This is a genomic window from Solidesulfovibrio aerotolerans (assembly GCF_009856865.1).
In the GTDB taxonomy this organism is placed as follows: Bacteria; Desulfobacterota; Desulfovibrionia; order Desulfovibrionales; family Desulfovibrionaceae; genus Solidesulfovibrio; species Solidesulfovibrio aerotolerans.
On record NZ_WVUD01000081.1, the window covers coordinates 1 to 5913 of the forward strand.

Annotated in this window: 5 protein-coding genes; 3 read left to right on the top strand and 2 right to left on the bottom strand. The window is 65.1% G+C overall.

Annotated features, from left to right (window positions below):
- From GTA51_RS19800 to GTA51_RS19810, 3 genes are all read left to right on the top strand, one after another.
- A partial coding sequence (locus GTA51_RS19800) for an SGNH/GDSL hydrolase family protein (protein WP_160964214.1) occupies nt 1-889 on the top strand: 889 nt, incomplete at its 5' end.
- 149 nt (nt 890-1038) lie between these two features.
- A complete protein-coding gene (locus GTA51_RS19805) occupies nt 1039-1596 on the top strand; it encodes a hypothetical protein (RefSeq protein WP_160964216.1) in 558 nt (185 codons plus the stop codon).
- 18 nt (nt 1597-1614) lie between these two features.
- Nucleotides 1615-1812: a hypothetical protein gene (locus GTA51_RS19810; protein ID WP_160964218.1), complete on the top strand. Its 198-nt coding sequence runs from the start codon at nt 1615-1617 to the stop codon at nt 1810-1812.
- Here the strand turns inward: GTA51_RS19810 and GTA51_RS19815 are convergent.
- Nucleotides 1809-3623, bottom strand: coding sequence for a methyl-accepting chemotaxis protein (locus GTA51_RS19815; RefSeq protein WP_160964220.1), 1815 nt, complete (start codon nt 3621-3623; stop codon nt 1809-1811). The genes GTA51_RS19810 and GTA51_RS19815 overlap by 4 nt on opposite strands.
- A 179-nt stretch (nt 3624-3802) precedes the next feature.
- Nucleotides 3803-5755: a methionine--tRNA ligase gene (gene metG, locus GTA51_RS19820; protein ID WP_160964222.1), complete on the bottom strand. Its 1953-nt coding sequence runs from the start codon at nt 5753-5755 to the stop codon at nt 3803-3805.
- Between the last annotated feature and the right edge of the window lie 158 nt (nt 5756-5913).

Here is a 5913-nt window from a genome sequence, read left to right on the forward strand (position 1 = left end):
AGTCCAGGCCACTGCGGCCGCGCCTGCCAGCCAGTCTGCGCCAACCACCCAGGCAGTCCAGGCTCCTGCGGCCGCCGCAGCCGCCCCGGCCGCTCCAGCACTCCAGGCCGCCCGGCCTGCCCCGGCTGCCGCAGCCTCCCCGGCTACCGCAGCCTCCCCGGCTACCCAAACACTCCAGGCCACCCCAGCGCTCCAGGCCGCCCGAACCGCCCCTGCCGGCCCGGCTGCCGCTTTCGCGGCCGCGCCCGGCAAAAACATCTTGGTCGCCGGCGATTCCCTGTCGCTGTTTTTGGCCGATGCCCTGCGCCCGCTGCTGGCCCATCGGCCCCAAACCGTGTTTGCCTCGCGCGGCAAGGTCTCAAGCGGCCTGGCCCGACCCGACTTTTTCAACTGGGACCGTGAAATGGCTGCCCTGGTCGCGGCCAACCATCCCGACACCGTCATTATTATGATCGCCACCAACGACAACCAGACCATGACCCGGCCTGACGGGTCCAAAGTTGCTTTCGGCCGGCCGGCCTGGGATGCCGAATACGGCCGTCGCATCCGCCGGCTGGTGGAACTGGCCCGCTCGGCCAATCCGGCCGCCCGCGTCTATTGGCTTGGCGCGCCGGTCATGGGCGACCCCAAGCTCAACGCCGACGTGGCCGCCATAAACGGCGTCATCGCCCGGGAACTCGCTCCCATCCCCGGCTGCCGCTTCATCGACGTCTCCCGCACCCTGGCCGACGCCGCCGGCCGCTACGCCCCGGCCCAGGCCACGCCCGACGGTCCCCGCGCCACCCGCACCAAGGACGGCGTCCACCTCACTCCTTACGGCGCGCGGCTGCTGGCCGGGGCAACACTGGCCTCGCTTGGCCCCAATCTGGCCAGCCTGGGGCATCCCTAGTGTCGCGTCCTGGACATGCCTCCACGCTTTTCGGCGTGATAACAGACTGTACACATTGTTTTTATTTACAAAACAAACGTATCGTTTGTTTCGTGAACGCGGCCCGAGCGCCCTTTACCAGCCCCGGACACCCGTGCTAGAGCCGGCCCATGGAAACCATCTTGCTCAAAATACTCGAAGTCCAAAACGAGATTTTGGCCGAGCTGCGCCAACTGCGCCAGGCCGTCTGCCAGAGCGCCCCCCTGGGCGCGGCGGGCCAGCCGGCCCGGCCTGGCACCAGCGCGCCTGCGCCTGCCGACAACGCCGCCGCATACACCCCGCCGCCGTCAGCAGCCCCGGCGGCGTCACTGACTTCGGCAGCAGCAGCGTCAGCGTCACCGCCCTCGTCACCAGCTTCGGAATCTGCATGGTCACTGGCTTCGGCGTCACCAGCACCGGCGTCTTCACTGACTGCACCGTCGGCAGCAGTACCGGAACAGACAGCAACACCGGCCCACCAACCCGGCGGCCGGGTCACTGCCAACGAACTGGCCGCTATCGGCGGCCAATTCCTGGACGCCGGCACGATGCCGCGCGGCAAAGTCAAATCCGTGGACGCCTCTGATCTGAGCCTCTCCATCCTCGACGACATCAAGGCCAAGAACAAAGCCAAGCGCAGCGCCTTTGCCGAATTCGAGAAATTCGACAAATATAGTCGCGACCGGTGATATAGTGGGACAATTTGCGTGCAGCGGCGGGCGACAGCGCCCCGGGCGCTTTTGCTTGGCCTGCCGGCGCGCCTGACCACCTTGCGTCACAGACGCGGCCTGCTGCCGCTTCGCGCCGACTCCCCGTCCACTGGGCACAGCCGCATGGAAGATTTTAGCGCTCCGCTGGGCATCCCCAGGAAGCAGCGAACCATCTACGGAACGGGCGCAGCCTAATTAAAGACTTTGATATCCGCTCCCAGGACGCCGACGATGCGGTCGGCCACGAGGATGGGCGTGGCGATGGTGAGGCAGTATTCCCCCGAGGCTTCAGACATATAGATGGGCGAAATAAACGTCTCCTGGTTTTGCGCGACGCCGGTGAACCAGGGGCGGGTGTTCCAGCGCTTGCCGAGCATGGAGCCGGCCTTTGCGGCGCGGAAACCGGCCGGGGCAATATTTTCGGTAATCTGGGTGCCGCTCCCATCGGTGGCGTAGAGCAGTTCCAAAAAGACGTTCTCCGCCAGAGCCTTGCGCATGAGCTGCTCCATGCCGCTGCGCTGTAAGCCGGTCATTTGCGGGCTGGCGGCCAGGGCTTCCACAGCCTCCTGGGCCGCCCCCTGCCCGATAAGCTTAAACACCCCGTTTAATTTAATGAGCTCTTCGATTTCGCCACCCAGGGCTTCAATGGTGGTGCCAGAGCGGACCATGCCGTCGGTGGTGCGCCCGGACAGATCGCGGATGCGTTCGATGGCGGTCTGGATGCGTTCGCTGGCGGCGACCTGATCGTCGGAAGCCTTGGCAATGGAGACGACCTGAGTCGAGGCATCGCCCGAGAGCGCGACAATCTGCCCCAGGGCGGCCCGGGACTGGCCGGCCAGAGCGGTGGCGTCGTCCACAGCGCCAACCGCCTGGTCCATGTGGCGGATGTTTTCAAAGGTGCCGCTCTGGATAGCCTGGATGACTTTGCCCACTTCGGCCGTGGCGGTCATGGTCTTTTCAGCCAGTTTGCGCACCTCATCGGCCACCACGGCAAAGCCCCGTCCGGCATCCCCGGCCCGGGCCGCTTCGATGGCGGCATTGAGGGCCAAGAGGTTGGTCTGATCGGCAATGTCGGAAATAACGGTCATGACCTGGCCGATGGATTCGGCCTGCCGGCCGAGGTCGGCCATGTTGGCCTTCAGCGATGCGGCCAGGGTGCTGACCTTGCCGATGGCCGCCACGGACGCATCCACCACCGTGGCCCCGTCGGCCGCCCGGCGGCGGGCCTCTTCAGCGGCGGCTGCGGCCTGATCAGCACTCTTGGCCACGGCCACGGTGGCCCCGACCAGAACGGACACGGAGGCAGCGGTGTCGTCGATGCAGGCCGTCTGTTCCCGGGCACCGCTGGTGACGTCCTGGGCTTCCTGGCGCAGGGAGCTGGTGGCCGCCTTGATGGAATCCGCCACGTTCTCCAGGGTTTCGCCGGCCCCGAGCATGCCCAGACGGCGCACTTCGTCTTTTTTAACAGCCCGCCGGGCTTCGCGGGAGGCTTTTTCTGCGGCCTCGGCATGGGTTTCGATTTCGACGGCACGGATTTTGGCCAGGGCGAGCTGGCTTTCCATGGTGGCTACCAGGGCTTCGAGGCTGTCCTTCAGGACGCCCAGGCGGCCGATGAAACGGGGATCGGCCGGCAGCGGCGCAACGTCCCCTGCGCCCACCCGGTTGGCATAGGCTGCCAACAGCTCCAAAGGCCCCATGAGGTGGCGACCGAGCAAAGCCAGAAACAGGGCCACAATACCGGCAACGCAGACCAGACCGGTGACGCTGGAAGCGGTCAAAGCCTCGCCGGGCATGGCCCCAAGCAGCGTGGACAGCGCGGCCAGATCAGCCCGGGCAGCGTTGGAGTCGGCATTGCCGAGATCGCGTTCGATTCGGGTCAGGGAGGCCTTGGCCGTGTCGGTGAGGCTGGAAAGCCGCCAACTGGCCGCGACATTGGCGGCCAAAACGACAAGGGCAAAGCCGAGGATGGTGGTCAGGGTCAGCCGCAACTGCAGGGATACGCGCATATGCCCCCCGGCAAACAAATGTGGGGATACCAAGAGGTGGCGGCCGATCAGACCCACCCCACGTGGTCCGACCGGCCGACACGCAAGAACCGAAACAGGTTCACGGATTCGTAACACACGGGAGCGGCAAGTCAACGCCTTGAAGGCTGTCGCATTTTTTACAAAAAAAGGAATCGTTCCTAGGAGATGCGATCTCCCGGAGCAACCGATGCCGAGGCTGTGACCAGGGCCATGCCCGAAGCGTGGCGCACGGCCAGGATCATGCCGTGGGAGAGAACGCCGCGCAGCTTGCGGGGCTTCAAATTAGCCACCAGCGTCACTTGCCGGCCGGTCAGTTCCTCGGGCGTGAAGTGTTCGGCCAAACCGGCCACCACCTGGCGGGGCGCGTCTTCGCCGATGTCCACGGCAACGGTATAGAGGCGATCCGCCCCGGCCACCGGGGCAACAGACACGACGGTGCCCAGGCGCAGATCGAGTTTGGCGAAATCCTCGTAGTCCACTTCCAGAGCCGGGCCGGGTTTGACGGCCGGGGCCTTGTCCTTGGCCTTGGCGGAGTCTTTGGGCGCTTTGGTCTTGGGTGCGGGTGCCACCTCGTCCCTGGCCGGCACGTCCAGGCGCGGGAAAAGGTTGGACGTCGCAGCCAGGGCGGTCCCGGCCGGCAGCGCGGCAAAGCCTTTGGCTTCGTCAACGAGGTTGATGCCGGCGGCATCCTGGCCGAGCTGGACCAAAAGCGTGGCCGCAGCCTCGGGCATGACCGGGAGCAGACAGGCGGCGACCTTGCGCAGACCGCCCAGCGCGCCAGCCATGACCGTGGCCAGCCGGTCGGTGCGGCCTTCTTTATAAAGCGTCCAGGGGGCCATGGCATCGACGTATTTATTGAGCCCGCGCACGAGCTCCCACAGGGCGTCCAAGGCCCGGGAAAACTGGGCCGCCGCAAAAAGGGTCATGAAATTGGCCACGGCCGCCTCGGCCAACTGTTTGAGCTCCTCGTCGGCACAATCCTCGGCCACATCCGCCGGCACCACGCTGCCGAAATACTTGGCGGCCATGGCCAGGGTGCGGTTGGCCAGATTGCCGAGATCGTTGGCCAGATCGGCGTTGAAACGGCCCACAAAGGCCTCGTCGGTGAAGTTGGCATCGGCCCCAAAGACCATCTCGCGCAGGAAAAAATAGCGCAGGCCGGACAGCCCGGCCCGAGCCGCCAGTTCCTTTGGCTCGACCACGTTGCCCAGGGATTTGGACATCTTGGTGTCGCGCACCAGCCAATAGCCGTGGACATTTAAGCGCCTATACAACGGCAACCCGAGAGCCAGCAGCATGGTGGGCCAAAAGACGGCGTGGGGCTTTAAGATATCCTTGGCCACCAGATGCTCGGCCGCATCCCACCAGGCCGGGAAATCCGGGGCATCGGGCCAGCCCACGGCGGTCAGGTAGTTTATCAGGGCATCAAACCAGACATAGGTGACGAAATTGGGGTCAAAGGGCAGTTCCACGCCCCAAGTCAGCCGCGATTTCGGCCGGGAGATGCACAGATCGTCCAGCGCCCCGGATTCGAGCAGGCTGACCACCTCGCTACGGTACTGGCGGGGACGGATGAAACCCGGGTTGGCCTTTATATGTTCTAAAAGCTGGCCCTGGTATTTGGACATGCGAAAGAAGTAGTTCTTCTCGGCAATGTAGTCCGGCTTGACCTTGTGGTCCGGGCACAGGCCGTCCACAAGTTCCTTTTCGGTCAGAAAACGCTCGCAACCCTTGCAGTAGTGGCCGCCGTACTCGCCAAAATAGATATCGCCCTTGTCGTATACCAGTTGCAGGGCGCGTTTGACCGCCGCAATATGGTCGGCGTCGGTGGTGCGGATAAACCGCGTCGGCGCAAGGCCAAGAGCGGGCCACAGCTCGGAAAACAGGCTGCTTATGCCGTCGGCGTATTCTTTGGGTGTCTGCCCGGCCTTGGCCGCCGCTTCGGCGATCTTGTCACCGTGTTCGTCGGTGCCGGTCAAAAAAAAGACGTCCTCACCGCACAGGGCATGGAACCGGGCCAGGGCGTCGGCCACGATGGTGGTGTAGGCATGGCCCAGGTGGGGCTTGGCGTTGACGTAGTAAATGGGCGTGGTGATAAAAAAACGATTCACGATCCGCTCTCCGGTTCACGGGAAGGTTTGCCGCCTTGGCGGGCGTCCGGGCGCTTGGGCCGGGACCGTTGGTTTGGCTGTGGCGCGGCGCTCCCTTCGCTGCCGGGCCGGGCCGGCCGGCGACCGGAACGGCGGCCACGGCGCGAGGAGCGGCCGGG

Excerpts from the sequence above, each read along its gene's own strand:
- GTA51_RS19805 (WP_160964216.1), top strand. The coding sequence starts at position 1,039 with ATGGAAACCATCTTGCTCAAAATACTCGAAGTCCAAAACGAGATTTTG.
- GTA51_RS19815 (WP_160964220.1), bottom strand. The coding sequence starts at position 3,623 with ATGCGCGTATCCCTGCAGTTGCGGCTGACCCTGACCACCATCCTCGGC.